We start from the raw sequence: 25,353 nt of genomic DNA, 5'->3' as shown, positions 1-25,353 counted from the left end.
CTGAATCGGCCACCGCGACGGGGATGGGCAGATGAGCGCCTTCGAGCTGGAGGTCTTCGCGCAGACCTCCAACTACTACGAGCTTCGCCTGTCCGCCGACGGCGGGCCGCCCCGCACCCGGGGCCTGGACCGGTCCGTGGTCGACGAGCTGATCGCGCTGGTGCGGCGTGACTACAGCACCGACGCTGTCGCGCCGAAGGTGTACGGTGCGACCCGGCTGGCGGAGCTGGGGGCGCGGCTGGCGGAGTTCCTCGACGGCGACCAGCGGTGGCTGGCCCCGATGCTGGACGATCCCGCCGGGTCGGTGCTGCGGATCACCGCCGAGCAGCGGTTGCGGCACCTGCCCTGGGAGCTGCTCGCCCGGGAGGGCGCGTTCCTGACGGTGGCCGGGCGGGCGCCGCTGTTGCCGGTGCGTGCGGTCGGCACCCACGCGGCGTTGACCGGTGTGGTCACGCCGGGCAACCGGCCGTTGCGGGTGCTGTTCATGGCGACGTCGCCGGAGGGCGTCGAGCCGGTGCTCAACTTCGAGGCCGAGGAGGCCGCGATCCTGGCGGCGACCCGCCGCACAGGCACCGATCTGGTGGTGGAGGAGAGCGGCACCCTGGAGGGGCTGCGGTTCCTGACCCGCGACTACGGGCCCGGTTACTTCGACGTGCTGCACCTGAGCGGGCACGCCACCACCGCCGGCGGGGAGCCGGTGTTCGTGGTGGAGGACGAGTTCGGCGGGGTCGCCAGGGCGACGGCCGACCAGCTCGCCCAGGCGATGCAGGGGCACTGGCCGAGGCTGGTGTTCGTCTCGGGATGCCTGACCGCCGACGCCCCCGACGGCGGGGTGTTCCCGTCGATGAGCGAGAGCCTGGTGCAGGCCGGCGCCCCGGCGGTGCTGGGCTGGGCGCTGCCGGTGGGGGACGTCTCGGCCACCGACTTCGCCGCCGCCCTCTACCGGGCGTTGGCCGACGGTCAGCCCTTGGACCGGGCCGTCGTCGAGGCCCGCCGCGACCTGTTCCACGACAAGCAGAGCAGCTACTGGCATCTGCTCCGGGTCTACGCCGACCGGTCCCCGCTGGCGGCCATGGTCACGCCGCTGCACACCAAGGGCCGCAAGCGGTTGCAGGTGCGCCCCGCCGACCAGCAGTTCCTGGACCCGCAGACCCAACTGTCCCGGGTGGCGTCCCGCGCCGAGTTCGTCGGCCGACGTCGCGTCATCCAGCGCTGCCTGCGCGTCCTGCGACAGCCCGCCGACACCCCGGGGGCGGCGCAGGGCCTGCTGCTGACCGGGATGGGTGGGCTCGGCAAGAGCAGCCTCGCCTCCCGGCTGCTGGAGCGCATGCCCACCCACCAGCGCGCCGTCTGGTTCGGCCGGGTCGACGCCATCAAGTTCCGTGAGCTGACCAGCAAGATCCGTTTCGACAGCGCCGACCAGACCATCGAGGCCAACAAGCTCCTCGACAACGAGCAGCTCCCGCTTCCCATCCGGCTGCGGCACCTGCTCGACGCCGACGGGCCCCTCGGCGGGACCCCCTGCCTGTTCGTGTTCGACGACTTCGAGGCCGGCAACCTCGACGCCCGCGCCGACGGCAGCCGGGTGCTCGCCCCGGCGATGGCCGAGATCCTGCCTGCCCTGCTCACCGCCATCCGCGACACCGGCAGCCCGAGCCGCGTCGTCATCACCAGCCGCTACCGCTTCCCCGCCCCGGCCGGCACCATCATCGCCGTCGAGGCCCTGGAGACGCTCACTTCCGTCGAGCAGGACAAGAAGGTCGCGAACCTGGCCAACCTGCGCCCCGAGTCCACGATCGACCGCACGATCCGCGGCCGGGCGATCGAGGCGGCGGCGGGCAACCCCCGGCTGCTCGACTGGCTCGACCGGATCGTCGGCGACGCCTCCCTGGACGTCGACGGGCTGCTCACCGCCATCGAAGCCGAGGCCGACCGGTTCCGCCGGGAGACGGTCCTGGCCGACAACCTGCTCGACTCGCAGCCCGTCGAGCTCCGCCGCATGCTCGCCAGGGTCGACGTCGTCGAGCTGCCCGTGCCCGCCGCCACCGTCCACGCCCTGCACCAGCACCCCGACGCCGGCCAACACATCCGGCGGGCCGTCGAACTTGGCCTGCTCGAAGAGGGCACCGACCCGGAGACCCGCCAGCCCCGCTACTACGTCTCCAACGTCCTGCATCCCCTCGTCCGGCCCCTGCTCACCGACGACGAATACACCGAGGCGTGCGCCGCCGCAGCCCGGTCCCTCTACCAGCTCTGGGTCCTCGACCCCGCCGCCTCCGATGGCCACTGAATCGGCGGGCCTTCCGCGGTGGGTGGAGGTGCATCGGCTCGCCGTCACCGGTCGGCAGGCGGCGATCGCCCGGGACGTCGGTGACCGGGTGTGCCAGGTGTGGTTGCGTACGTCTCGGTTCGCCGCCGTGGAGGCCATGGCCACCGCGACCCTGACCCTGGGACCGATCGCCAGCGCCTTTTACCAGCGGGGTTGGGCGCGGTCGTCGACCGGTCGGCCCTGGCTGGCGCTGGAGGACTTTCAGCAGGCCCTGGCCATCTACCAGCAGGCCGGCGACCGGGGCAACGAAGCCGCCATCCTCAACAACATCGGTCTCGTGCACGACAGGTTGGGGGACCGGCAGCGGGCCCTCGACCACTACCACCGGGCCCTGCCCATCACGCGGGAGACCGGCAACCGGGCCGGCGAGGCCGCCACCCTGAACAACATCGGCCTCGTGTACGACGGGTTGGGGGACCGGCAGCGGGCCCTCGACCACTACCACCGGGCCCTGCCCGTCCTGCGGGAGGTCGGTGACCGGGCCGGCGAGGCCGCCACCCTCAACAACGTCGGCAGTGTGTACGACGGGTTGGGGGACCGGCAGCGGGCCCTCGACCATTTCCACCGGGCCCTGCCCATCCTGCGGGAGGTCGGCAACCGGGCCGGCGAAGCCGTCACCCTCCACAACATCGGCAGCGTGCACGACAGCTTGGGGGACCGGCAGCGGGCCCTCGACCACTACCACCGGGCCCTGCCCATTTTGCGGGAGGTCGGCGACCGGGCCAGCGAAGCCACCACCCTCAACAACATCGGCCTCGTGTACGACGGGTTGGAGGACCGGCAGCGAGCGCTGGACCACTACCACCGGGCCCTGCCCATCCGGCGGGAGGTGGGCGACCGGGTAGGCGAAGCCGTCACGCGGCTCAACATCGCGATGGTCCACTGGGCGGAGGGGGACCTCGACCAGGCGATCCAGGAGCTCGAACACGTCGTCGACCTGGACCGGCAGGTCGACCACCCCAGCCTCGAAGACCACACCGCCTTCCTCGAACAACTCCGCCAGCAACGCGCCGAAGACCGCCGATCGGAACCGCCACCTACGGGGTCGTGATGGCCACCTCGCTGACGACTTGGGCCGGATGCTCCTGACCCAGACCGGCGGCGTCGCGTTCGGCCCCGTACCCCCGAGGGGACCGTGCTGGTCGCCACCCGGGCCGGTGCCGGTTCGCCTGCTCACCGGCCCAATCGGTGCTTGACCCGCCTTATGGACGGAACTTAAACTTTCAAACTGTTATCGCTAACAGTGGCGTCAGTCGATGAGAGCCGACGGGTCATTGACGCCGGGGTCAAGGGCAGTCCCCATGGCGACGCTGGAGGGCGGTGCCGACCGGTCCGGGCAGGACCGGGGCACGCGCGTATCACCACCACCAGCCAGGAGGACGCAACATGACGCAAGACCAGAACGGGCCGGTCAGCGGCGAGCGGCGAGTGCTGAGCCGGAGAGCCGTCCTGACGACGGTGGGGGCCGTGCCGGTCGCGGCGGCGGCCGGGACACTGCTGGGGGCCACGGGAGCCTCGGCCGCGCCCGCGACCATCAACGTGTCGGCGCAGCGGCAGACCATCAAGGGGTACGGCGCGATGGCCCACGCGGCCTGGATCGGCGACCTGACGGCCGCCCAGCGGGAGACGGCGTTCGGCACCGGCGAGGGCCGGCTGGGCTTCTCCATCCTGCGGATTCCCGTCGGCGAGAGCTCGGCCGACTTCGGCCGCGACCTCGCCACGGCGAAGCGCGCCGTCGAGATGGGGGTGACGGTCTTCGCGTCGCCGTGGAACCCGCCGGCCAGCATGATCGAGACCTTCACCCGGGGCAGCCAGACCAACGCGAAGCGGCTCCGCTACAGCTCGTACGCCGCCTACGCGCAGCACCTCAACGACTTCACCACCTACATGCGCAACAACGGGGTGCCCCTCTACAGCATCTCCGTGCAGAACGAGCCCGACTACGCGCACGACTGGACCTGGTGGACCACCACCGAGATGGTGCGGTTCCTGAAGGAGAACGCCGGCTCGATCAGCACCCGGGTCATGGCGCCCGAGTCGTTCCAGTACGTCAAGTCCATGTCGGACCCGATCCTCAACGACGCTGCCGCGCTGGCCAACGTGGACATCATCGGGGCCCACCTCTACGGCACGTCGTACTCGAACTTCCCGTATCCCCTGTTCAAGCAGAAGGGTGCGGGCAAAGAGCTGTGGATGACGGAGGTCTACTACCCCAACAGCAACACCAACTCGGGTGACGCCTGGCCCGAGGCGCTCGACGTGGGCGAGCACATCCACCGCGCCATGGTCGACGCCGAGTTCCAGGCGTACGTGTGGTGGTACCTGCGGCGCAGCTACGGCCCCATGCGGGAAGACGGCCAGATCAGCAAGCGGGGCGCGATGATGGCGCACTTCGCCCGGTTCGTCCGGCCCGGCTACACCCGGATCGACGCGACGGCGAACCCGGCGTCGAACGTCTACGTCTCGGCCTACCGGGGCGGCGACACCGTCGTCATCGTCGCCGTCAACAAGAACACCTCGTCGGTGAGCCAGCAGTTCACCCTGTCGGGCGCCAGCGCGTCCGGCACCGTCCAGAACTGGCTGACCGACGGGAGCCGGACCGTCGCGCCGCAGAGCGCGCTCACCATGTCCAACGGCTCGCTCACCGTCAACCTGCCCGCGCGCAGCATCATGACCTTCGTGGCCAGCGTGAACGGCACCACGCCGCCGACCACGCCGCCGCCCACCACCCCGCCGCCCAGCCCGACCCCCACGCCCACCGTCACGCCCCCTAGTGGCTCGGGCCCCCGGGTCGCCTACACGATGAACTCGTGGGGCTCCGGCTTCACGGCCAGCATCGACATCACCAACACGGGCACCTCGGCGATCAACGGCTGGACGTTGGCGTTCACCCTGCCCTCGGGCCAGTCGATCACCTCGGGCTGGAACGCCACCTACTCGCCCTCCAGCGGCCAGGTGAGCGCCCGCAACGTCGACTACAACGGCACGATCGCCCCCGGGGCCACCATCAACATCGGCTTCCAGGCGAACACCAGCGGCAGCACCGCCAAGCCGACCGCCTTCACCCTCAACGGCGTCGCCTGCACGGTGGTCTGACGGCCACGGGACGTCGAACGTCCGGGTGCGGCCCCTCCGGCGACGGAGGAGCCGCACCCGGTGTCCGGGTCCGTCATCGGGGCGCTGCGGGTCGCCCGGCCGCTCGGCCGGTCGGGTGGGCAGTCCCGCGCTAGCGGTCGCCGCCTGGCCTGTCCTGCTGCGTCAGCCGCCGCATGCGGCGCAGCAGCGCCGCACGTCGGCGGTGTGCCCGCACGGTCAGCGTCAGCGCCGCCGCGACGAACAGGCCCCCCGTCGTCAGCGCAGCCCACAGGCCGGCGCCGCCGCGGGCCGCCGCGAAGGCCGTGATCCCGGTGGTGACCAGGGAAGCCGCCAGGGCGATCCAGCCGGCGACCACCTGCTCGGTGGCGAACAGCGGCACCCGGCGGGTCAACAGCCAGCCCCCGTAGCAGGCCCAGGCCAGGCAGAACACGGTGAGCAGCGCGAACGACAGCCGGGTACGACCCGGCAGCGGCCCCGGCTCGCTCCACCACAGCGAGGTCACGAACACCGCGCCCGCCAGCCCCGCCAGCAACGCCGCCACGGCGCGGATGCGTGTCCCCCGGGACAGCGTCGTGTCGAGGTGGTCGAGCAGTTCCCGTGCCGACAGGCGTGGCTCGTCGGTCATGACCGGTACCCCTTCCCGTTCAGGTGCTCCCGGAGCAGGCGACGCGCCCGGTGCAGCCTCGACTTGACCGTGCCGACCGGCACCTGGCAGACCTGCGCGCAGTCCCGCACCGACAGGTCCTCCAGGTAGTGCAGGACGAGGATCTCCCGTTCCAGCACCGGCAGGCCCGTGAGGGCGTCGACGAGTTCCGCCCGGACCACCACCGCCTCACCCGGGTCCTCGACACACCTGTCGTGGAGAAGCGGCGTCTCCTGCTCCCTGGCGTACTCCGTGCGGAGGCGGTCGACGATCGAGCGGCGGGCGATGGCGAACAGCCAGGGCGTGAACCGGGCCGGTTCCCGCAGGCGTGGCAGGCCGCGGACGACGGCCAGCCAGATCTCCTGACTGACGTCGTCGGCCCGGTCGGCGTCCAGCATGCGCCGGACGTATCGCCACACCGGCAGGCGCCACCGGGCCACCACCTCGGCCAGCGCCGCCCGCTCGCCGAGCTGGGCGCGCACCACCAGCAGCTCATCGGTCATCTCGCCCTCCTCTCACCCTGGACAGTCGGGCGAGCGGCCGATCAGGTTCACGGCGTACGCCGCCGCGGCGGGCGCGGTCGCAGCGGGCGGTGCCGACCAGACGACGGGCCGCGCACGTCCACCTGGGTGGGTGTGCGCGGCCCGCCTCGCGTACGGCCGGACTGCTCCTGCCTCGTTCTACCGGTAGACGATGTTCGACGACGTGTACTTGCAGTACGTGCCGTCGGGGCCGCTGCCCGTCTTGACGGGCTCCTTGCCGGTGTTGTTGCCCGTGTAGCGGTCGCAGATGGAGATCTTCCTGCTGCTGTCGCCGTAGATGGTGATGCCCGAGAAGGTCGCGGTGTCGCCGTAGTTGGTGTTGATGCCGGCCAGCGCCGACCCGGGCGCGGTCACGGTGACGTTCTGGATGACGACGGTCCGCTTGTACTGGGTCGAGCAGTTGCCGCACGACCGGTACAGCTTGCCGAAGTTGCTGACGTCGAAGTTCTTGATGGTCAGCTTGCCGCCGCCGTTGTGCTGGAACACCTTGTCGGAGGCGGACCGGGCGCCACCGCCGTCGACTGTGTAGTTCGCCGACGAGCCGCCCTTGAACGTGGCGGCGTCCTCGCCCACGTCCTCCCACCACACGTTGATCAGCGTGCAGCTGCCCTTGCAGTGGATGCCGTCGGCAGCCGGCGAACCGATGATCAGGTTCTTGACCGTCGCTCCGTCGGCCAGCTCGAAGATCGGCTTCTGGCTCTCGCTCTGGCCGCCGTCGCCCATCGCGCCGCCTGCCTTGTAGCGCACCATGCCGAAGTCCTTGGTGCCGCTGACCGACTGGGTGCTGGTGACGGTGGTGGTGCTCTTGGGCGTCGGCCAGGTGGCGGCCTGCGCGCCGGTCTGGGTCACGGCCAGGCCGGTGGCGACCAGTCCTGCGGTGACGAGCGGCAGCAGGGCGAGCTGCCACCGCCGGTGGCGTGGCGTCGCGCCGTTGTCACGTGTGCTCACGTGTCCTCCGAAACGGATCAAGGGACGGGGTGGTGGCGGACGTGCGTCCGCGGGCGTGGCAAGCGCCTCGCCGGTATCGCCGCACGCACCGGGAAAGCGCTTGCCTACGAGTTGTTACGGTACGACAACCGTCGATGGCGCGGAAGGGGCTTCTCTGGTGGAGCCGGTTAGGAAGGGGCCCTTCCTATACAGAAAGCGTTAACAAGGTGCCCTTCCTTACCGCAGGGAAGCGCGGGCGGAGAAGGCGATGCTCGCCAGCAGGAAGCCGCCGTTGACGATCGTGAACGCCACGATCACCCAGAACACCAGGGCCGGGGCGAACGCCAGCACCAGGCCCGCCACGAAGATCACCGCGCCGTAGTCGCGGACCAGCTTCACCAGCCGCACCGGCAGCGACGTCGAGGTGACCATGCTGGCCGCGTTCGGGCCGGACTGCATCACCGACGTGACGAGGTTGACCATCCAGGTGCCCGCGAAGAGGGCGACCAGCCACGTCGGCGTCGACGGGCGCTGCGCCACCGCCGTGGCCGACAGGGCGGCCACCAGGGCGATCTGGGCGGCCACGTCGCAGAGCACGTCGACCCGCGCGCCCGCCGCGCTGCCCGTGCCGGTGACCCGGGCGAGTTGCCCGTCGGCGCAGTCCAGCGAGTAGGCCACCTGCCAGCCGACCAGGGCGACCAGCCCGACCACCCAGGCCGGGACGGTGCCGGCGGCCACCTCGTCGGCGAGCGCGACCACGGTGACCGAGGCGGCCAGCCCGAGCACCAGGTTGGTGATGGTCAGCGCCGTGGGGCGCAGCCCGAGCCGCTGGGCGACCAGCGCGAACACCGCGCCGAGCCACTGGCTGACCGACTCGCTGAACAGGCCGCCGCCCCGGTTGACCCGGTGGAAGTCGGCTACGGACGGGCGGGCGGGATCAGCCAAGGTCGCGGAGTGCACCGGCGTAGTCTGCCAGCCGCTCCCGCGTCTCGGTAGCCGACATCGCCAGGTGCTCCAGGATGGTGTACCGGTCGGGGCGGGTGGCCGGCGCGAACTGCACCGCCTCGACGAACTGGTCGTCGGTGAGCGCCACCTCGGCCGGCAGCCGGGGCAGGTTGTGCCGGGCCAGGCACGCCGACATCTCCGCGAAGCGACGCCCGTCGCCGCGCAGGAACGTGCAGAACAGCGCGCCGAGGCCGGCCAGCTCGCCGTGCGAGGCGGTGCCGGGGAACAGCGCGTCGACCGCGTGCATGATCTCGTGGCAGCCGCCGCTGGACGGGCGCGACGTGCCGCACACCGCCATCGCCAGGCCGCTGGAGATCAGCGCCTCGGCGAGCACGGTGACGAACGCGTCGTCGGTCATGTCGCCGGGGTGGGCGAGCACGGCCTCGGCCCCCATCCGGGCCAGCGACGCGGCCAGGCCGTCGACGGGCTCGCCGCGCACCTGGCGGGCCAGCTCCCAGTCGGCCAGCGCGCTGATGTTGCTCACCACGTCGCCGATGCCGGCCCGGTTGTGCCGCTCCGGCCCCGCCTCCACGAAGTCGAGGTCCACGATCACCGCGATCGGGATGTGCACCCCGTACGAGCCCTTGATTCCGCCGGTGATCAGCGACGCCACCGGGGAGGCGATGCCGTCGTTGGCCAGGCTCGTCGCCACGGTCACCATGGGCAGGCCGCGCCGGGTGGCCGCGTATTTCGCCACGTCGATCGTCTTGCCGCCGCCGATGCCCACCACCGCGTCGTACGACCGGGCGCGCAGCTTCCCGCCCAGGTCGTCGGCCGCCTCCAGGGTGCCCCCGGCCACGGTGAACACGTCGGCCGAGCGCAGCGACGGGCGGATCAGCTCGGCGATCTGCCCGCCCTGCCCCGGCCCGACCACCACGGCGACGTCCCCGCCGGAGGAGATCCGCCCGTCGGCCAGGATCGCCGCCAGGTCGGCCACCGCGCCCCGCCGCACGTCGATGTGCAGCGGGGTGAGGATCGTCCGGGCTAGTAGCGGCACGCGATCTCCCGCGCGCGGGCCAGGTCGTCGTGGTTGTCGACCTCCACCCAGGAGACGTCCCCGATCGGCGCGGCCCGCACCTCGCCGCCCCGCTCGGCGAACTCCTGGTAGCCGTCCTCGTAGTAGAGGTTCGGGTCGCGCCGCCAGGTCGCCTCCAGGGCGTCGGCGAGCGGCTCGGCCACCTGCGGCTCGATGAGCGTCGCGCCGATGTACTCCCCGTACGCCTCGCCCGGGTCCATCAGCTTGGTGATGCGGGTGAGCTGGCCGGCGGCGTCGAAGGTGGTCTTCATCTCCTCCTCGGCCAGCGTCTTGAGCGTGTCGACGGCGAGCAGGATGCCCGGCCCGCGTTCGGCCAGCAGGGTCCGCTCGACGCTCACTGGGTGCACGGTGTCGCCGTTGACCAGCAGCACGCCCTTGGCGAAGTGCTCCCGGGCCAGCCACAGCGAGTACGCGTTGTTCCACTCCTCGGCCTTGTCGTTGTGCACGAGGGTGAGCGTGACGCCGTGCCGCTTCTCCAGCTCCGCCTGGCGGGAGACGACCGCGTCGGCGGCGTACCCGACGACGACCACCACGTCGGTGAGGCCGACCTCGGCGAGGTTGCGCAGCGCGATGTCCAGGATGGTGGTGTCACCGTCCACCGGCACCAGCGCCTTGGGCAGGGTGTCGGTGTACGGGCGCAGCCGACGCCCCGCACCGGCCGCGAGGACCATCCCGATCATGCAGTTGCCTCCCTGGTTCGACTCCGGGTCACCGGTGGAGGATAGCGCCGGGGCCGACCCCGCCCGCCGTCAACCGGCGCGTCAGCCCGGCAGGGCGGCCAGGTCCGCCAGCATCGTCAGCCGCTCCTCGGCGGTCAGCGCCGCGTACGGGCCGGCCGCCCGGCGGTCCGTCTCCAGCTCGATGGCCAGCCGCTCCGGGCCCGCCGGCAGCTCGTTGACACTCAGCGCGGTGTGCCCCGCCGCCGTCCACGCCGCCGCGTGCGCGTCGGCCCGGTGGTAACGCAGCGTGCCCAGCCGGTTGAGCAGCAGCACCCCCGGCGCGGTGCCGTCCGGCTCGTACGGCGGGGCGGTCACCGCGAACGCGTCGCCCAGCACGTCGGTCTCCTCCTCGGCGCTGACCAGCGCGTGTGCCAGCAGCCGGCCGAGGGTCTCGACCAGCCGCAGCACCCGCTCGTCGTGCCCCGCCCACAGCTCCTCGGTCACCTCGGCGTGCACCTGGAACAGCTCCTCCAGGAAGGCGAGGCCACGCTCGGTGGCGCTGAGGCAGCCGTCGGGGCGGCGGTGCAGCATCCCGTACGCGACCTGCTTGTCCAGCGCCCGCTTGCAGGAGGCCGGGTCCCGGTAGCGGGTGACCGCGGCGAAGCCCGCCGGGTCGACCGTCCCGCCCGGCGCGGCCAGCCGGGTGCGGAACTCGACGAGGAAGCCGGTGGCCGCCGGCCCGCCGTAGCGCTGGCTCAGCTCCGCGCCGCCCCCGTCCCGCCCGGCGAGGATGCCGGCGGCGAAGACCCGGTCGACGGCCGGGGCGACCAGCCCGGCGAACCGGTGCGGCGGAAGCTCGACGTCGTCGCTCACAGACCGATCGAGCGCAGCGCCGCGAAGCCGTCCTCGGCGATCCGCCGGATCAGCCCGTCGTTGACGTCGCGGTGTTCGTCCAGCACGGCCAGGTCCCGCTCGGTCAGCCAGCGGAACTCGGTGTGCTTGCCCTCCTCCAGCCGGGGGCGGCTGAGGTCGCCGTCGACCCGGACGAGGAAGTCGCTCTCGACCCGGGGCAGGCCGTCGTTGCCGGTCCACCGGTATTCGCCGACCGGGCCGAGCAGGTGCGACACCGTCCAGCCGGTCTCCTCGGTGACCTCCCGGCGCAGCGCGTCCTCGATCTCCTCGCCCGGTTCCAGGTGGCCGCCGACGATGTCCCAGGTGTCGGGGAAGAGGACCCGCTGCGGGGACCGGCGCTGGAAGAAGAGGCGGCCGTCGTCGTCGACGATCAGCGCGCCGGCGCAGCGGAGAGGCTCGGTGGGCACGTCACGACAGTAGCGAGCCGGGGCCGGCAGGGCGATGCCCCGTCCGGCCCCGGCTCGTCACCGCTGGCGTCGCGCCCGGCTCACGGCCCGACGAAGACCGCCTTCGCCCGCCAGTCGATGCCGCTGAGGAGGCGGCTGCTGCGCAGCGTCCAGCCGCCCGACGGCGCGCCGTTGACCCAGGTGGCCGACGACAGGTTGCCCAGGAGGCGGCTGACCAGGTAGATCCGGTCACCGGAGACGAAGACCCCGCCGGAGTCGGAGAAGCCGGACGTCGCGGCGGTGAACTTGTCCGCCCCGACGGTCCCGCTGTCCGGGCTGAACCAGCGCCAGTACAGGCCGTTCTGCCCGCTGAGGGTGTAGTAGAGCCGGCCGTTGGTGTAGAACATGCCGGTCACGTTGGCGATCTCCGGGTAGAAGCTCACAGTGCTGCCGGCGTACGTCTGCCCCTCCGGCCCGGAATCGGTCTCCACCGTGTCCCACAGCTCGTCGTGGTAGGGGTCGACCTTCGTGGGGGTGCCGAAGGCGGTGCCGTCGAACGTGCGCCGCCACAGCGAGCCGCTCATCCCGTAGAACAGGGTGCCGCCGACCCAGAAGGCGCTCTTCGCCGACGACCAGGTGGTGCCGTCGGTGTTCTCGACGGCCGTGGCCGCGCCGACCGAGCTCGTCCCGTCGTACGACCGGCGCTGCACGTCGTTGGCCGCGCCGAAGCCCAGCCCGGCCTGGTAGACGTTGCCGGGCAGGGTGGCGGTGGCGGTGGAGTGCGGGGCGGCCCCGCCGCTGAGCGGAAGGAACGCGATCCGCCCCCGGCGGTACTGGAAGTTGCCGATGTACTCCTGGTCGGAGCCGAGCCAGATGCCGGACGGGGTGACCAGCAGCGCCGCCACGCCGTAGCCGCGCGGGTGCCGGCCCGGGTTCCACGACAGCGGCAGGCCGTTGACCGGGTCGAGCGCGGCGATGCTGGGCCGGGCCACCGCGCCCGGGTACGCCGAGTTGCTGGCGGAGGTGTTGTTGAGCCAGCGGAAGTGGCCGCCGACGTAGATCGCCTGCTCGGTGACGCCCACGGAGAGGAACGTGTCGCCGCCGGAGTAGGCGACCCAGGTCGGCTGGACCGACGTGCCGGTGGACGACGTCTCGAAGCGGGCCGCCGAGTCGCAGAGCGTCCCCGCGTACGGCGCGCCCGTGCTGACGATGACGAAGTAGCTGCCGTCGGGGGAGAAGCTCACGTCGCGCACGTACGAGTCGAACGAGTTGTAGGAGCAGCGCGGCTCGAACCGGTTGGTGTTCCACGGCGACACGGTCGCGGTCTCCGCCCCCAGGTCGAGCCGGACCACCTGGTCGTGCAGCACCCCGTCGGCCTTCTTGAAGTTGCCGATCACCACGAGCTGGGTGCCGTCGGGCGAGACGGCCAGCTTCTCGGGCCCGACGCCGGCGCTCGCGCCGCTGATCCCGTCGTAGTTGTGGTGCTCGGTGAGCGACGTGGTGAGGTAGTCGTCGACCACGCCGGTGACGGCGTCGAGTGAGGCGAGGCCGGCACGCGGCTTCGTGGCGGCGGTGGTGAAGATGCCGCCGACGAACAGCCGGCTGCCGACCTTGACGACGTCGTTGACCAGCCCGTTGAAGGCCAGGTTGGGGAAGCTGGTGACCAGGCTGCCGTCGGCCAGGTCGAGCAGGGCCAGCTTGCGGCGGTTGGTGCCGTTGACGCTGTTGAACTTGCCGGCGAGGTAGACGGTGCCGGCGGTCGGGCCGGCGAGGATGTCGTAGACCTCGTTGTCGACCACCGGGGCGAACGCGGTGTCGACCTGGCCGGTGGCCTTGTCGAAGGCCAGCACGTAGTTGCGGGTGAGCGTGACGTCCGAGTTGCGGTTCTGCACCTGGGTGAACGAGCCGCCGACGAGGACCTTGTCGCCGGCGTCGTGGATGGCGAAGACCGTGCCGTCCAGGATGTTCGGGGTCAGGGAGGAGGGGACTGCGCCGACCATGGTGGCGTGGTCGGGGGCGGCGGGGGCCGGGCCGGCGACGAGAAGGCCGGAAACGGTCAACGCGGCGGCGGTCAGGACCGCGAGGGGTCGGCGACCAAGCGCCGGGAAACGGGCCACTGGCAACTCCGGGTGAACAGCGGAGATCGATGGGGAGGAAGCCTCCGTGCGAGCGGGTGCACCCGTTCGCTGACCGCCGGGCGCTGAGGCGGCGACCGGGGGACGGAGAGCTCGATGACACAATCGCGCACGGAAGGCGCGGCGTCTACCCCGCGTTGCGTCTTGTGGCCGACACCGCGCCGGCCGCTGCCGGGACAGCCGCGCCGGCCGTACGAAGAGACGAGTTCACTGGGTGCGCGGGCCGTGCGCCGGGGTGGGTGGCGGCGGCGCGGAGAACCACGGGTCGGCCGTCAGTTCCCGGAATGCGGCCAGCCCGTCCGGGTCGTCGTTGAAGGTGCTGTCGTACGCCGGCTTGGTCTGCTTCGCCGCGAAGTAGACGACCGCCTTGATCTGCGGGTGCTGCTTGATGTAGTCGCCGGCCTCGCGCAGCCACGCGCCGCGCTGCCCCGGCGAGCCGGGATAGGTCACGCCGAACTCGCCGATCACAACCGGACGCGGGTGCTGGGCGGCGAACGCCATGAAGGTGTCCATCTGCGGGGCGAAGCCCTCGAACCCCTTGCCCGGGTAGACGTCCGTGCAGAGCCAGTCGACCTGGTCGTCGCCCGGATAGTACGCGGCGGCGTTACGGGAGGAATCGACGAACCCCTGCACGTGCGGGCACCAGACGAAGGCGGCGTTGGTCGCGCCGACCTCGGTGAAGATGCCCCGGATGCGCTTCCAGGCGGCCACGTAGTCCTCGGGCGAGTGGACGCTCTGTTGCAGGTTGGGCCGGTCCATCTCCCACCGCCACCGCAGCAGCAGCGGCACCCCGAACTGCTTGATCTTCTCGGCCCGCTGCCGGATGAGCTGGTCGTAGACGCCGTCGCGGATGGACCGGGTGTCGGCGCCCGACCAGGAGATCATCTGGAGCTTCCCGGCGGCCTGGAAGGCGTGCTCGGTGGGGCCGGGGAAGTCGTCCTCCCACTCGTGGAACATGTGCGCCAGGTTCACGTTGCCCTGGGTCTGCGCGGCGAACGCGGCCAGCGCCTCCACCCGCCCCTCCGGGGTCTGCCAGTCCGGCTTCACCCACGCGCCCAGCCACGCGCCCTTCTCGGGCAGCTCCGGGCCCCGGCCCGTGGTGGCCAGGTCGTCCGTCGCGCGGGGGGACACCGTCGGCGCGGCACCGGACGGGGGCGGCACGAAGTCCGGGGCCTGCTCGGAGCAGGCCGTGACGGCCAGCGCCGAGGCGAGCAGGAGCGCCGCCGCCCTGTGGAACCGCTTCATCGTGTGCCGCACCTTTCCCATGCCGTCGGCGTGCCGGCGGCGGTCGTTTCCGTGGCTGTGGGACCCGAGCCGGCCTCAGCGCCGTCGGCCCCGGCGCAGGGCCCGCAACGCGTCGAGCTGGAGCACCCGGCGCAGCCGCCACGCACCGGCGAGGTAGCCGGCGGTGCCGAGCACCGCGAGCACCGCGAGGGTGACCGGCCCGGCGTCGAGCAGCGCGCGGGCGATCAGCGCCGGCACGCCGAAGCACGCCACCGCGAGGCCGGCGGCGGCGAGCGTGCCCCGGCCGAACGGGTGCAGCCGGTACGCGTGGTGCAGCTGCGCCAGCGGCACCAGGTTGGTGATGAAGATGGACGCCGACCAGGCGACCGCCGCCCCCATGATGCCGAAGCGCGGGATGAGCAGCACGTTCAGCACCACGTTGACCAGGGTGCCGGCCAGCGCGTTGTAGAACGTCCACGACGTGCGCCCGGCCATGTTGAGCACCGTGTCGACCATGCCGCAGCCGGTGGCCACCAGCATCGTCAGGGCCAGGAACACGGTCACCCGCGCCCCGGCGGAGTATCCCTCGCCGAACAGGTGCAGCATCGGCTCGGCGAACACCGCGAACAGCAGATATGCCGGCCAGGCCAGCAGCACCAGCCAGCCCGTCGCCGCCTGGTAGAGCCGGCCCGCCGCCTCCCGGTCGTCGCGCACCAGGTGCTCGGCGAGCCGGTGCTGCACGGCGGTGGACAGCGCCTGCCCGGAGAGCTGCCCGAGGGCGAGGAACCGGGTGGCCGCCGTGTAGAGCGCCGCCTCGGACAGCCCGCGCAGCGCGCCCAACAGCACGATGTCGAGCCGCTGCACCGCCATCTGGGCCAGCCCGCTCAGCGCCCGGGGCCCGCTGTAGCGCCAGTAGGGCCAGAACTCCTCGCGCAGCGACACCGCCGGCGCCTGCGCGCCCCGCTCCGCGCGCCGCACCAGCCGGGCCAGCCACACCGTGCCGACCAGCGCCGCCGGCAGGTAGGGCGCGACCCAGGCCAGCGGCAGGGCCGTCGTCGCCGACAGGCCGAGGACGGCGGCGAGCCCCACCCCGGCCACCTGAAACCCCGTGCGGCCGAGGCGTTCGATCAGCAGCAGCGGGCGCATCTTGCCGAAGCCCCGGCAGGCGGCCAGGACGAAGTCGCACAGCGCGGCCACCGGCACGAAGACCAGCAGCACCCGCAGCGCGCGCACCGCGCCGGGCACCGGCTCGTCGAACGTCAACGCCACGATCCGGGGAGCCGCCCACCAGCCGGCCACCGCGATCAGGGTGCCGACCGCCAGCACCGGCAGCAGGCCCACCAGCACCGAGGCGCGCAGCCGCTCCGGCTGGCCCAACGTGCGGTAGCGGCTGATGAAGTAGACCGAGCCGACGCCGGTGCCCAGCCGCGCCGCCGCGTACGCGATCATGAAAGCGCTGGTGGCGGCGAAGAAGAGGCCCGCGTCGGACATGGACCAGCTGCGGGTGACGACGATGTTCAGGCCGAAGCCGGCGACCGCCGCGACCGCCACCCCGAGCAGGTTCGCGACCCCGTGCCGTGCCGCGCCGCCCAGCTCGCCGGCGGCCGACCGGGCCGGGGCTACCGTCGCCACGACGGCACGCGTCCCCACCAGGCGCTCAACCGCTCGTCGTACGGGGCGAAGTGCTCCTCCAGCCGGGCCCGCAGCGCCGCGTCCATCGGCGAACGGGACCGCGCGTTGTGCTTGCCGAACGAGATGTCCGCCCAGTGCGGCAGGCCGAGGAAGTCGCACACCGCGTCGAACGCCGGCCGGGGCTCGGCGAAGAAGTCGTCCGCGTCGATCACGTGCAGCCGGTCCCGGCCGAAGATCGACTCCAGGCGTTCGAGCTGCTCCACGTACTGCCCCCGGGTCAGGTACGCGTTGTGCTGGAAGTGGTGGCTGTGCGCCGTCGGGTCGGCGAGCAGCCGCTCCCGCTCCCCGGCGATCCGCTCCTGCTCCAGCTCCAGGGCCCGCTCGAAGCCCTCCGTCTCGAAGCCCCGCGCCGCCTCGTGGGTGTGCGCCGAGTAGGCCCGCTCCACCGGGTCGCGCAGCAGCACCAGCAGCCGCACCCCCGGCAGGTCCTTCGCGATCCGCTCCCCTGCGAGCGGGTGGAACATGTAGTACGGGCTCGACTCGCCGGTCACCCCGCGCACCCCGACCTGCTCCCGCACCGACTCGGCCCGGCGCACCGTCGGGAAGTGCCCGAGATACCAGTCCATCCCCCGGTCGTAGCCGGTGTCGAAGTAGTGCACGCCCTTGTGGTAGACCGCCGGCAGCACCGCCGGATGCTGCGACAGGGTCTTGAACAACGAGGTCGTGCCGCAGCGCTGGGCACCCACGATCAGGAAGTCGGGGGCGAGCCGCGACCCGGCGGTCCACCGGCCGTACGTCCGGCTCACCGACCGCACCGCGCGCCGCGCCTGTGCCTTGACCAGCGTCACTTCGCCACTCCTCCCGCACCCGGCCGTCCGGCCAGGTGTTCCTCCACCGCCGGCAGCAGCCAGGCGTCCACGTGTCCCAGCCGGGCCCCCGCCTCGGCCTGCCGGTCGCGCAGGTAGCGCGCCGCCAGCTCGACCAGGTAGAGCACCGCCACCAGGTCGGCCACCCCGGCCGGCTGGCCGAACGGGGCCAGGTCGTCCGGCGCGGCGGCGATCAGCCGCGCCGCCGCCGCCCGGGGCTCCACCCCGGCCCGGGTGATCGCCGTCTGCACCCGCCGGTGCAGGGCGTCGAACCCCAGCGGCACGTCGTCGGCGAACCGCTCCCAGTCCCACACCAGCACCCGGCCGTCGGCCAGGGCCGCGCTGTTGCCGCCGTTCCAGTCGCCGTGCCAGGCACCCAGGCCCAGCACCGGGTCGACGCGGCGCACCCCGGCCAGCACCGCGCGCAGCCGGGCCGCCTCCGGGCGGTCCCCCAGCGCCGCCAGCTCGGCTTCGAGCCGCCGGTCGTGGGCGCTGCCCGCGTAGGGGCGGTGGTCCACCCCGGCGCAGCGGCTCACCGTGACCATGGCGGCCCGCTCCGCCTCGGCGGCTGCCCCGGGCGCGGCCCGGGGCAGCCCCACCGGCAGGGCGCTCTGCACCAGCAGCGCGTGAGCGCCCCAGACGCCGTGGTGCAGCGCCTCGGCCACCTGCACCCCCGGCAGGTCGAGCGTCGCCAGCCGGGCCAGCGCCGCCGCCTCCGCCTCGACCAGGGCCCGGGTGAGCGGGTCGACGCCGAGCTTCGCGTACCCGATCGGGACGCCGGCGGTGTCGAGGAGCTGGACCACCGGCTTGCGGTTGGCCCGCGCCGGCCCGATGTGGATGCTCAGCAGCGCCGGGCGGCCCAGCACGGCGGCCAGGTGCGCGTCGAGCGCGCCGCCGCCCGCGCCGCCTCCCGGCTCGACGACCAGCCGGTCCCGGAACGCCAGCCGGCCGAGCCCGGTGCGGAACGCGGTGGCCAGCACCGCGCGGCGCAGCCGGGCCTTCGCGCTCTGCGCCTCCGTCGAGTGCCGCACCGCGCCGGCCGCCGCCCGCCGGGAGCCGGCCGGCACCAGCAGCCGGGGCCGCGCCGCCGACGGCACCACCGCGAAACCGGCCCGGCCGCCGCGCCGCAGCGCCGGTCGGGCCGGCGCCGGCCACACCAGGCCGGCCAGCTCCGGCAGGTACGCGCCGCGCGCGTCCGCGCCGGGGGGAGGAGTGAGCATCAGCGGAACCGCCGTTCGGGCCGGGCACCCGGCGCGGCCGGCGCGGACGCGGCCTCGACGGCGGCGAGCCGGGCCGCGCGACGCGCCTCGCGCAGGTGCAGGTCGTTGCGGGCGAGCAGCGCCACGCTGATCAGCCCGTACGCCAGGGTGGTGTTCAGCGAGCCGTAGAGGAACTGGAAGAACAGCATCAGGATCAGCACCAGGCTGCCGGCGATGCCGATCGGGGTGTTGTCGTGCCGGAACCGCCACAGGCACCACAGGAAGAACGCGCTGTAGCAGAACGCGCCCACCCAGCCCTGGCCGGTCAGCAGGTTCCACACCTGCCCGTTGCTGCCCAGCTCCCGGTTGCCGCACTGCTTGCACTCGGCCGACTTGCCGATCGCGATCGACCGGTTGCTGCCGATCAGGGCGCGGTTGCCCCCGTAGCCGAGCACCGGGGAATGGTTGGCCGCCTCGACCGCGCCGCTGGACAGGGTGGCCCGGATGTCGTCGCTGTGGCCGTTGGCCATCCGTTCGTTGAGCAGGTCGCCCAGCGGCGACGCCAGCACCGCCACGCCCATCAGCCCGCTCGCCAGCGCCAGCCCGACCAGCACCACGACCCGGCCGCGCAGCGCCAGCCGCACCGCGACGTACACCGCGCCGACCACCAGCCCGATCCACAGCCCCCGGTTGAGCGAGTAGACGATCGGGAAGACGGCGGCGACCACGACCAGGTAGCCGGTGAGCCGGCGCGGCCCCCGGCCGAGGACCACCCAGCCGACGATGAACCAGATCAGCAGGATCGCCATGTTCTCGCCCCAGGTGTTGGTGTATTCGAAGGGGGCGGCCGGGCGGGGCGAACTGGCTTCCCCGGCGAGCACCTCCTGCACCTGGGCGACCTCGACGTGCATCAGCCGGTTGACGAACGGTTCCTTGGCGATGGCGGCGGGCAGGATGTAGTTGAGCGGCGCGACGAACTTGAGCTGCGGGAACAACGCGCCGACGTACCCGCCGATCACGGTGACCACGGCCATGAAGCCGAACAGCTTGACCAGCCGCCCCCGGGGCAGCTCCCGCTCGCTGAGGTTGAGGACGTAGAGCATCGTCACCGTCAGGGCGGTGTAGTTCATCACCCGGATGCCCCAGCCGATGTACCGGCCGGAGCCGCTCGGGGGGAGCGTGTTGGGCGCGGTGATGCCGAGCATCAGCCCCGAGAGGACCACCCAGGCCAGCAGGATCAGCCAGATCCCGAAGCCCGGCGGCACCTTCACGTTGCCGCGCCGGTAGAGCTGGAACGCCATCGGGATGGCGAGGATGGCGAAGATGAACGACGGTAGGCCCAGCGCCCACCACGCCGGGTAGAGCACGAAGAGCGCGGTCACCGGCCAGGCGACGGGCAGCCGCAGGGACCAGCGCCGGGTCGGCGCCTCCGGCGGGTGCTGCGCGGGGTGCTGCGACGGGCCGGCCGGATGCCGTCCCGCCGACGCCGGCCGCGGTCCCGGTGCCGGCCGGAGCGGGGCGGCCATGGTCATGTCACGCTGACCTTGGCGGTCTTCGGGGCGTAGATCACCCAGGCCGGGCCGGGCTGCGGCCGGACCTGGAAGCCGCCCTCGTCGGTAACGTTGCAGACCAGCTTCTGCCCCGGCTTGCGCCACTGCGCCTTGGCGCTGGACGGGCCCGAGACCACGAGCGCCGCCCCGGAGCCGTAGACGTTCGCCCCCGGCAGCGAGCGGGGGCTGGGCTTGCGCACGGTGAGCGTGCGGTATTCCATCGTGAGCACCACCACCGAGGCGACGCTCACGGTGACCTTGCCGACCCTGCCGCGCCACGACGCGCTGGCCGCGTCGTACGTCCAGGTCTGGGTGGGGTGCCCGGGGGCGGCGACGGTCAGCTTGCCGGCCGGGTTGACGCCCTGGCTGGCCAGTGGCGCGCCCGGGGTGGCGTGGTCGAGGACGGGGGTCGGCGCGACGCCGCCCTTCGGGGCCGCCGCGCGCAGCGCTGCGGTCGACGCCTGCCCCGACGGGAACGCCGCCTCGCGCTGCGCCGGGGTGACGCCCTTCAGCTCGGCGGCGGCGAACTGGTTGAGGAAACCGGTCGGCCCGCCCGCGTAGCCGACGAAGGGGCGCAACACGCCGACGGTCCGGATGTCCACGGGCCGGATCTCCGCGACCGGGCCCACCTTCCCGGCGTCCCGGGACTGGTAGACCGCCGTCAGGTGCAGGCTCTCCGACTCGGCGAACTCCTGGTAGACCACGTCGGCCTCGGCCAGCCCGACGGGGCTCGTGCCGGGCGTCACCCGCACCGGCACCACGACCGCCTGGCGGGCCGCCACCTCCTCGGCGACCGGCTTGCCGGACAGCGGCGCGGTCGGCAGGCTCGGGGTCGGGGTGGGCCGGGGGGCCGGTGAGCCCGGGTCGACCACGTTGGTGGCCCCGGGCGGCTGTTCCTCGGCGCAACCCGCGCCGAACGTGGCGACCAGCGCCACCGCGAGCGTGCTGCCCAGGGCGCGCCGGCGGTTCACTCCCTGTCCTCGACCGGGTCGAGGGCCATCGAGTAGCGGCCCGGGTCGACACCGTCGGAGTCCCGCGCCGAGCGGTAGACGGTGGACTTGCCCGGGGGCTTCGGCTGCGTCGTCGGCCGCGACGGCGGAAGCGGGGTCTGCGGGACGGGCGGCGGGGTCTGCGCCGCCGGGCCGGGCGTCGGCCGGAGGGACCCCTGCGGCCCGGTCGGCGGAGGGACGTCCCGGCCGCCGGCCGAGGGGCGGGTGTCCCGGCCGCCCGGTGAGCGGTTGTCCCGATTGCTGGTGGCCGGGCGGGGGAGGATCATCGTGGACTCGATGTTGGGCGGACCGGCCTGCGACGGCACCGCCGGGTTGGACCGGGGACGGGGCGACGGCGGGCCGTCGCGCCGCGCCGCCGGTGCCGCGGGCGGGGCCGGGACGCGCTCGGCCAGCCGAGGGGCCAGCACCGCGCCGAGCACCGGGGCGTCGACCTGCTCGAACTGGTGGATCGCGGCGGTGATCTCGCTGCTGCGGGTCTGCCCGCCCTCGATCACCAGGATCACGCCGTCGACGTGCCGGGCCAGCGCCTGCGCCTCCACCGCCGCCGTCGGCTGGGCCGTCTCGATCAGCACGTGGTCGAAGCGGGCGGCCAGCTCGCCGAGGACCTCCAGCATCATGGCGACGGGCAGCTCCACCTCGGTGTCGAGGGCGCCGGGGAAGAGCACCCGGAGCTGGCCGAGGCCGGGGGCCGGGGTCAACGCGGTCAGCGCCGACACGTCGTGGCGCAGCACGTCGGCGAGGGTGTGCCGGGGCTTGGCCCCGCCCAGCATCATGGGCAGCGGGGAGTCCCGCTTGGTCGTCACCACCGCGACCTGCGCGCCGGTGCGCGCGTACGCCGCGGCGAGGTTGCCGACCACGAAGCCGGCCGCCGGGCCGGGCGAGGTGTCGGTGAGCAGCAGCTGGCGGCCCCGGCCGGGCTGCGGCTCGGGCATGGTCGACAGCAGCACGTTGCGCAGCCGGCCCAGCTCGCGGGAGACCTCGTGGCCCGCCGGCAGGATGGTCAGCCCGGCCTGGCCGGTGGGCAGCTCCAGCAGCATCGGCACGCCGAGCCGGTCGGCGACGTCCCGGCCGCGCCGGACGCGGGTGTCGAGCCGGTCCAGCACCAGGGCGACCACGATGCCGAAGAGCAGACCCGCGCCGAGGCCGCTGGCCAGGTTGAGGGTCGTGTTGGGGGAGCTGGGCTTCCGGGGCAGCGGCGCGTCGGAGATGATCTCGCCGGGGTCGAGGGCGGTGCTCAGCAGCGGGCTCAGCCGGCTGTTGAGGCTGGCGAGCTGATTGGTCAGCACGTTGCGGTCGGCCTCGGCGCGGGCGCGTTCCACCGAGTTCGGCGGCGCGGCGGCGATCTTGCCGGCGACGGCGGCGAGCTGCTTGTTGGTCTCGGTGATCTGCTGCTTGAGCGCGGTGGTCTCGTTTTCCAGGGACCGGGTGGCCGTGGCCAGCCGCAGGTCCAGGTACGCCTGGGCGAAGGAGTGCGAGCCGGCCTGCGCCGCCTCGGGGCTGGCCGCCTCGAACGCGATCTGGAGCACCTGGCTGTTCGGCGGCACCGTCACCGACAGCGACCGGACCAGGTCCTCGGCGGGGATGTCGGTCTTCAGCAGGGCCTGGGCCCGCTCGGCGACCACCAGGGAGCGGACGACCTGCGCCTCGGTGTCGAGGTTGACCTTGGCGCCGGGGTTGGCGTCCGGGCCGACCTGGCGGACCAGCAGCGACGTGGTCGACACGTAGGTGCGGGTCTGCACCTGGCTGACCAACATGCCGGCGCCCGCGCCGAGCAGCGCGGCCACCACGAGGATCCACCACCGGCGGCGTAGCCACTCGAGGTAGGTCATCAGCGTGGGGCCGTCTGAGTCGCGCAGATCGGCGTGGTGAGACGAGGGCATCGGGGTGTGTCGCTCCCTTTGGACCGGACCGGCCAGTCGTCCGTGACGGGCGGCGTCACGGCGGAAACCTGAGTCTCCCTGATCCGGGCGGTCAGGGGAAGCCGACGAAGCGTCGCTTTCCAGCAACGGCGTCGCAGGGGAGGATAGGCGGGTGCGGTTTTGCTACCACATCCAGAGCCACCGGTCGCCGGAGCAACTGAACCGGCTGGTGCACGCGGTGAAGAAGTACAGTCCCGACAGCATTGTGCACGTCAGCCACGACGTGAACGGTGCCCCGCCGGACCTCGCCGAGCTGCGTTCGATGACCGACGTCGTCGTGCAGATGCACGAGGGTGGATACGGTGACTTCAGTCATGTCGACCGCTACATGGCCGCGGTCGACTGGCTGAACGACGAGGGGGTGCAGGTCGACTGGCTGGTGAACATCACCGGTCAGGACTACCCGCTGCGGCCCCTCGGCGAGTGCGAGGCGGAGCTGGTCGACTCGGGCGCCGACGGGTTCATGGAGTACTGGGACGCCAACGGGCCGGAGAGCCACTGGCCGCGCAGCCGCGTCCGCTCCCGCTACCACTTCCAGCACCGCCGGCTGCTGCCGCTCAGCCCCCGGGGCAAGAAGCTGCTCCGCCCGCTCCAGGCGGTCAACCGGGTGCAGCCGCTGGTGCGGGTGCACGTGTCCTACGGGCTGGCCGTCGGCCGCCGGGCCCGCACCCCGTTCGGCCCCGACCTGCGGCTGCACGGCGGGTCCGCGTTCTCCTCGCTGAGCTGGCCCGTGGTGGCCTACCTGCGGGACTACTTCGACCGGCGGCCGGACGTGGTGGAATATTTCCGACACTGCCTCTCCCCGGTCGAGGCGGTCTTCCAGACGATCGTGTGCAGCGCCGACCGGTTCGACCTGGTGCCGGACTGCAAGCGCTACTTCGACTTCCGCGACAGCACCTTCAACCACCCCAAGTCGCTCACCGCCGAGGACCTCCCCCTCGCGCTGGCCAGCGGGGCGCACTTCGCCCGCAAGTTCGACTACGAGCGGGCCCCCGAGCTGCTCGACACCCTCGACGCCCAGCTCGCGAGGTCGTAAGGAAGGGCACCCTGTTAACGCTTTCGGTAGAGGAAGGGCCCCTTCCTCACACCGTCAGCCGGCGCGCCCCAGCCGACGCGCGGGGCCGGCCGGGCCGGCAGCCCGCGTAGCCCTCAGCGGTAGCCGTAGCGGCGGCGCAGCGGCCAGGTCATCGCCCCGACCAGGCGGCGGGGCCCCGGGGCGTACTCGCGACGCCACTTCTCGTCCAGCGCCAGCGTGATCGGGCCGCTGCGCATCCGGATCCGGCCGCCGGCCACCGCGTGCGAGCCGGCCTGCTCGAACTCGTTGTCGCGGAGGAACTCCAGCGGGTCGACGACACCTGTCACGTCGGCGGTCAGCGCCGCGATCCGGCCCAGCTCCCCGCGTGGGTCGCGGACCAGGTCCTCGTACCGGACGGTGACCCGCGGCACGCCCCGGCGGCCCAGCGCGGCGACCATCGCGTTGACGGTGACCCAGCGCCGGGCGGTCAGCCGGGCCGACCGCTGGTTCATCCGGCCCTTGGCCGAGGTGCCCTCGGGCAGCTCGACCACCTGGCTCCACGAGTACGCCACCCCGCGCGGGTCCCGCAGCACGTGCACCAGCCGCAGGTCGATCTGCGGGGCGCGGGCCAGGATGTACGCCAGCGAGGGGCGCTTGGTCGAGTCGACCACCACCCGGGCCCCGGACACCTCGGCCACCGCCCGGTAGAGCGGGGTCAGCAGCTCGACGTAGCGGTCCAGGTCCCGCCGGAAGGCCGTGGACATCCCCGGGTTCACGATCAGCGGGATCTTGGAGGTGGCGTCGACCCGGCCCTGTAGCGCCCGCACGTCGGCCACGTCGATCTGCGACCACCCGCCGTACGCCCGGCGGCCCACCTCGCCCCAGAACGGGCACGCGTCGAAGTGCTCGCCGCAGGCGCACCGGAAGTTGCGCTCGACGCCGGACTGCCAGAGGTAGAACAGCTCGCCGACGTCGCAGTGCCCGACGAACTGGCCGAGCATCAGGTCGAGCAGCGTGGAGCCGCTGCGCGGCATGCCGCAGACGTAGAGGACGGTGACCGGGGCCACCCCGTCGCCGGCACCCTGCGCTGCCTCGGCCGTCTCGTCGGTCATCCGCGATCCCCTCGCCCCCGGTGCTGTCAGCGGCAGTCTAGGTGCGCAACGGGGGAGCCCGGCATTGGCGGAAGGTCCTGCTGGCAACCATCCGACAGGCCGGATGATGGTGAACGCCACTTATGTTTCAGTTCCGGAGGCCGCTACATTGTGGCG

The 25,353-nt window shown here is 72.9% G+C and carries 21 protein-coding genes; 4 read left to right on the top strand and 17 right to left on the bottom strand.

Annotation, left to right across the window (positions count from 1 at the left end):
* The first annotated feature begins 31 nt into the window (after nucleotides 1-31).
* The 3 genes from O7628_RS11550 (at nucleotide 32) to O7628_RS11540 (ending at nucleotide 5,425) form a co-directional block, all read left to right on the top strand.
* Nucleotides 32-2,290 (top strand): CHAT domain-containing protein, encoded by a 2,259-nt coding sequence (locus O7628_RS11550; protein WP_278130268.1) that lies wholly within the window; start codon nucleotides 32-34, stop codon nucleotides 2,288-2,290.
* Nucleotides 2,291-2,318: 28 nt separating this feature from the next.
* The gene (locus tag O7628_RS11545; RefSeq protein WP_278130267.1) at nucleotides 2,319-3,380 is read left to right on the top strand and encodes a tetratricopeptide repeat protein; all 1,062 of its coding nucleotides are present in this window, start codon (nucleotides 2,319-2,321) and stop codon (nucleotides 3,378-3,380) included.
* Between the two features lie 335 nt (nucleotides 3,381-3,715).
* Nucleotides 3,716-5,425, top strand: coding sequence for a cellulose binding domain-containing protein (locus O7628_RS11540; protein ID WP_278130264.1), 1,710 nt, complete (start codon nucleotides 3,716-3,718; stop codon nucleotides 5,423-5,425).
* A 130-nt stretch (nucleotides 5,426-5,555) separates the two neighbouring features.
* Here O7628_RS11540 and O7628_RS11535 read toward each other — a convergent pair whose 3' ends face one another.
* The 16 genes from O7628_RS11535 to O7628_RS11460 all read right to left on the bottom strand — a co-directional run bounded on the left by O7628_RS11535 (nucleotide 5,556) and on the right by O7628_RS11460 (nucleotide 22,980).
* On the bottom strand, nucleotides 5,556-6,050 hold the full coding sequence (locus tag O7628_RS11535) for a hypothetical protein (RefSeq protein ID WP_278130262.1): 495 nt from the start codon (nucleotides 6,048-6,050) through the stop codon (nucleotides 5,556-5,558).
* Entirely contained in the window at nucleotides 6,047-6,571 is a 525-nt protein-coding gene (locus O7628_RS11530) for a sigma-70 family RNA polymerase sigma factor (RefSeq protein WP_278130261.1), read from the bottom strand. Before O7628_RS11530 ends, O7628_RS11535 begins: the two co-directional genes overlap by 4 nt.
* A gap of 177 nt (nucleotides 6,572-6,748) precedes the next feature.
* Nucleotides 6,749-7,558, bottom strand: coding sequence for a pectate lyase (locus O7628_RS11525; protein WP_278130259.1), 810 nt, complete (start codon nucleotides 7,556-7,558; stop codon nucleotides 6,749-6,751).
* A gap of 216 nt (nucleotides 7,559-7,774) precedes the next feature.
* On the bottom strand, nucleotides 7,775-8,497 hold the full coding sequence (locus tag O7628_RS11520) for a CDP-alcohol phosphatidyltransferase family protein (protein ID WP_278130257.1): 723 nt from the start codon (nucleotides 8,495-8,497) through the stop codon (nucleotides 7,775-7,777).
* The gene (locus O7628_RS11515) at nucleotides 8,475-9,539 is read right to left on the bottom strand and encodes an iron-containing alcohol dehydrogenase family protein (RefSeq protein WP_278130255.1); all 1,065 of its coding nucleotides are present in this window, start codon (nucleotides 9,537-9,539) and stop codon (nucleotides 8,475-8,477) included. Before O7628_RS11515 ends, O7628_RS11520 begins: the two co-directional genes overlap by 23 nt.
* Complete coding sequence (locus O7628_RS11510) at nucleotides 9,527-10,258, bottom strand: phosphocholine cytidylyltransferase family protein (protein ID WP_278130254.1); 732 nt, start codon at nucleotides 10,256-10,258, stop codon at nucleotides 9,527-9,529. Before O7628_RS11510 ends, O7628_RS11515 begins: the two co-directional genes overlap by 13 nt.
* Before the next feature lie 81 nt (nucleotides 10,259-10,339).
* Nucleotides 10,340-11,110: a hypothetical protein gene (locus O7628_RS11505; protein ID WP_278130251.1), complete on the bottom strand. Its 771-nt coding sequence runs from the start codon at nucleotides 11,108-11,110 to the stop codon at nucleotides 10,340-10,342.
* The gene (locus O7628_RS11500) at nucleotides 11,107-11,556 is read right to left on the bottom strand and encodes an NUDIX domain-containing protein (RefSeq protein ID WP_178066876.1); all 450 of its coding nucleotides are present in this window, start codon (nucleotides 11,554-11,556) and stop codon (nucleotides 11,107-11,109) included. The genes O7628_RS11505 and O7628_RS11500 overlap by 4 nt, the downstream gene beginning before the upstream one ends.
* An 80-nt stretch (nucleotides 11,557-11,636) precedes the next feature.
* Nucleotides 11,637-13,652, bottom strand: a complete 2,016-nt coding sequence (locus tag O7628_RS11495) for a hypothetical protein (RefSeq protein WP_278130250.1) — start codon at nucleotides 13,650-13,652, stop codon at nucleotides 11,637-11,639.
* 225 nt (nucleotides 13,653-13,877) lie between these two features.
* Nucleotides 13,878-14,915, bottom strand: coding sequence for a beta-mannanase (locus O7628_RS11490; protein ID WP_278130248.1), 1,038 nt, complete (start codon nucleotides 14,913-14,915; stop codon nucleotides 13,878-13,880).
* 75 nt (nucleotides 14,916-14,990) lie between these two features.
* Nucleotides 14,991-16,526, bottom strand: a complete 1,536-nt coding sequence (locus tag O7628_RS11485; protein ID WP_278130246.1) for a polysaccharide biosynthesis C-terminal domain-containing protein — start codon at nucleotides 16,524-16,526, stop codon at nucleotides 14,991-14,993.
* Nucleotides 16,514-17,374 (bottom strand): sulfotransferase domain-containing protein, encoded by an 861-nt coding sequence (locus tag O7628_RS11480; protein ID WP_074479020.1) that lies wholly within the window; start codon nucleotides 17,372-17,374, stop codon nucleotides 16,514-16,516. The genes O7628_RS11485 and O7628_RS11480 overlap by 13 nt, the downstream gene beginning before the upstream one ends.
* Nucleotides 17,371-18,612, bottom strand: coding sequence for a hypothetical protein (locus O7628_RS11475; protein ID WP_278130244.1), 1,242 nt, complete (start codon nucleotides 18,610-18,612; stop codon nucleotides 17,371-17,373). Before O7628_RS11475 ends, O7628_RS11480 begins: the two co-directional genes overlap by 4 nt.
* Nucleotides 18,612-20,123, bottom strand: a complete 1,512-nt coding sequence (locus tag O7628_RS11470; RefSeq protein ID WP_278130242.1) for an O-antigen ligase family protein — start codon at nucleotides 20,121-20,123, stop codon at nucleotides 18,612-18,614. Before O7628_RS11470 ends, O7628_RS11475 begins: the two co-directional genes overlap by 1 nt.
* Nucleotides 20,120-21,112 carry a DUF3048 domain-containing protein gene (locus O7628_RS11465; protein WP_278130240.1) on the bottom strand — a complete coding sequence of 331 codons (993 nt, stop codon included), beginning with the start codon at nucleotides 21,110-21,112 and terminating at the stop codon, nucleotides 20,120-20,122. The genes O7628_RS11470 and O7628_RS11465 overlap by 4 nt, the downstream gene beginning before the upstream one ends.
* Nucleotides 21,109-22,980, bottom strand: coding sequence for a lipopolysaccharide biosynthesis protein (locus O7628_RS11460; protein ID WP_278130239.1), 1,872 nt, complete (start codon nucleotides 22,978-22,980; stop codon nucleotides 21,109-21,111). The genes O7628_RS11465 and O7628_RS11460 overlap by 4 nt, the downstream gene beginning before the upstream one ends.
* A gap of 202 nt (nucleotides 22,981-23,182) precedes the next feature.
* On the opposite strand from O7628_RS11460, the gene O7628_RS11455 reads away from it, so the two are divergent.
* A complete protein-coding gene (locus O7628_RS11455; protein ID WP_074479024.1) occupies nucleotides 23,183-24,106 on the top strand; it encodes a hypothetical protein in 924 nt (307 codons plus the stop codon).
* A 113-nt stretch (nucleotides 24,107-24,219) separates the two neighbouring features.
* On the opposite strand, the gene O7628_RS11450 is transcribed toward O7628_RS11455, so the two are convergent.
* Nucleotides 24,220-25,197: a sulfotransferase gene (locus tag O7628_RS11450; protein ID WP_278130236.1), complete on the bottom strand. Its 978-nt coding sequence runs from the start codon at nucleotides 25,195-25,197 to the stop codon at nucleotides 24,220-24,222.
* Between the last annotated feature and the right edge of the window lie 156 nt (nucleotides 25,198-25,353).

The organism is Micromonospora sp. WMMD956 (assembly GCF_029626125.1).
Taxonomy (GTDB): domain Bacteria; phylum Actinomycetota; class Actinomycetes; order Mycobacteriales; family Micromonosporaceae; genus Micromonospora; species Micromonospora carbonacea.
This window is presented reverse-complemented; position numbering and strand designations above follow the sequence as displayed.